Here is a 561-nt window from a genome sequence, read left to right on the forward strand (position 1 = left end):
GGATCGGTTTCATCAACCAACGTAATTTCAAAGTCAACCGAGGCAGTGTTTCCTGCGTTATCTTCGGCTGTGAGCGTAATGGTTTGTGTTGTTCCGTGGCCGCTGAACACCGCTCCAACCGCTGGCGTTTGAGTCACCTCCACTGACGAATCACAATTGTCTGTCGGAGAAATCTCAGCGGTGTAGTCAGGGATAACAAAGTCACAATTCGTATCCAGCGATTCGTTTCGGTCTAGTGGATTTTCAGAGATGACCGGGTCAATGTCGTCAATCAAAGTGATTTCAAAACTGGTGCTGGTTGTGTTTCCGGCATCATCTTCTGCTGTGAGGGTGATTGTGTGAGTTGAGTTTTCACCACTGACGATGTCACCCTGCACTGGATTTTGAGTGACCTCCACATCCGTGTCACAGTTATCTGAAGTGGTGACCAGAGTTGTGTAGTCCGGAATCTCAAAAGTGCAACCACCATCTGTCGATTCGTTTTGGTCAGCCGGAGTTGTAATCGTTGGGGCAATGTCGTCAATCAAAGTGATCTCAAAACTCGTCTGAGCAGAGTTTCCG

1 protein-coding gene is annotated in these 561 nt (G+C 48.1%); it reads right to left on the minus strand.

Annotation, left to right across the window (positions count from 1 at the left end; all coding sequences use genetic code 11):
• On the minus strand, nt 1-561 hold a 561-nt coding region (locus ABHV44_RS16185), incomplete at both ends, for an HYR domain-containing protein (protein WP_459075755.1).

Origin of the sequence: Halocola ammonii (assembly GCF_049334165.1) — a bacterium.
GTDB lineage: Bacteria > Bacteroidota > Bacteroidia > Flavobacteriales_D > Sanyastnellaceae > JBEGHD01.